General features: G+C 64.7%; 2 protein-coding genes. Both read left to right on the forward strand.

The annotated features are described in order from the left end of the window. A partial coding sequence (locus Q8K99_10915; GenBank protein MDP2183065.1) for an ATPase, T2SS/T4P/T4SS family occupies nucleotides 1–1,624 on the forward strand: 1,624 nt, incomplete at its 5' end. Between the two features lie 57 nt (nucleotides 1,625–1,681). Beyond that, the coding region (locus Q8K99_10920) for a phosphopentomutase (GenBank protein MDP2183066.1) at nucleotides 1,682–1,976 on the forward strand (295 nt) is incomplete at its 3' end.

The raw sequence follows: 1,976 nt of genomic DNA on the forward strand, positions 1-1,976 counted from the left end.
CGCCGCAGGTCTCATCACCGAGGAGAAGCTGTCGCAAACGCTCTCCCTGCAGGCGAAGAGCGGCGGGAAGCTCGGCGAGGTGCTCGTACAGGAGCTCGTGCTCACCGAGGACCAGATCGCCGAGGCGCTCGCCCGCCAGAAGGGTCTCACGCATGTGAGCCTCACCGTGTTCCCGATCGACCGGAATGCGGCAAGCCTTGTCCCTGAGCGCATCGCGCGCCTGAGGAGCGTGCTGCCGATCGCCTTCTCAGAGGATCGACTCGTGCTCGCCATGGCCGACCCGCTCGACATCGAAGCAATCGACGACGTCGAGGTCCGCACCGGATACCGCGTCGAGCCCGTGGTAGCGGCACCGACCCAGATCCAGTATGCGATCGAGAAGTACGTGGCTTCCATCGACGCTTTTCAGGAGCTCGTCGACCACGACCTTGAAGCGGACGAGTCCGGCGTAGAGGTGGAAGGCGACGATGTTCCGGTCGTGCGCGTCGTCAACCAGTTCATCAGGGAGGCTGTGCGCGACGGCGCGAGCGACATCCACGTCGAGCCCGTGGAGGACGGTCTGCGTGTCCGGTTCCGCATCGACGGCGTCTTGCACGATGTGACCAAACTGCCGAAGAGCGCACGCGCGGGCGTGCTGAGCAGGCTCAAGATCCTTGCCGAGATGGATATCGCGGAGCGACGGCGTCCGCAAGACGGTCGAATCGCTCTCAAGGTGGACGATCGGCCTGTGGACCTGCGTGTGGCCTCGCTGCCCACGCCGTTCGGAGAGAGCATCGTCATCCGGATTCTCAACTCGGAGCTTCAGTTCCACTCGCTTCAGGATCTCGGCATGAACGACCATGATCTTGCTCTCGTCGCGCGTCTCCTCGGCAAACCGTATGGTTCCATACTCCTTGCGGGACCGACGGGGTCTGGCAAGTCGACGACTCTCTACGCCGCGCTCAAAGAGATCAACTTCCCAACCCGCAAGATCATCACCATCGAGGATCCGATCGAGTACCGGATGGCGGGCATCACTCAGATGGCGGTGAACTCGAAGATCGGGCTTTCGTTCGCCGCGGGACTGCGGCAGATCCTGCGGTCTGACCCCGACGTGGTGATGGTTGGCGAGATTCGCGATCCCGAAACCGCTGAGATAGCCGTTCGCGCGGCACTCACGGGACACCTCGTGCTTGCATCGCTCCACACGAACGACGCGCCTTCAGCACTCACGCGACTCGTGGATATGGACGTGCCGCCGTACATCACGTCCTCGGCGATCGTGGGGGTCGTCGCGCAGCGTCTCGCACGCAAGCTCTGCCCGCACTGCAAGGTGCCGCTCAAGCTTCCGAAAGAGAGGTTGCTCGCCGCGGGCTTCACCGCCGGGGAGGTGAAGTCCGTGGCGACGTTCGGCCCACAGGGCTGCGAGCAGTGCCATAACTCCGGCTATCGCGGAAGACTCGGCCTTTTTGAGATCATGGCCGTCGACGACGACATCGTGCGGGCGTTCCTGGTGCACGCCCCCTCCGACGAGCTGCGCAGGATAGCGCTGGGCAACGGCATGGTCCCCCTGAGGCGCGACGCGCTCGAAAAGGTCGCGGCAGGGGTCACGAGTCTCGAGGAGATCGACCGGGTGGTGGTCTAGGTGTCACGTCCGCCCCGCGCGATCGTTCTGGTCTTGGATAGTGTTGGCGCGGGAGCCATGCCTGATGCGGCCGACTACGGTGACGAGGACTCGAACACCCTCGCGCACACCGCGGCAGCGGTCGGGGGTATTCGGATGCCGAACCTCGGCGCGATGGGCCTCGGGAACATCACGGCTGTCGAGGGCGTGCCGCCTCATGAGCGCCCGTCGGCCTCATGGGGACGCAACGCTGAGGCGAGCGCCGGCAAGGACACCACCACGGGTCACTGGGAGATGATGGGGCTGCACCTGGCGCGTGCATTCCCCACCTACCCGTACGGCTTCCCTCCCGATGTGATGGGTGCGTTCACGC

It is taken from the genome of Actinomycetota bacterium (genome assembly GCA_030682655.1).
Classification (GTDB): Bacteria; Actinomycetota; Coriobacteriia; order Anaerosomatales; family JAUXNU01; genus JAUXNU01.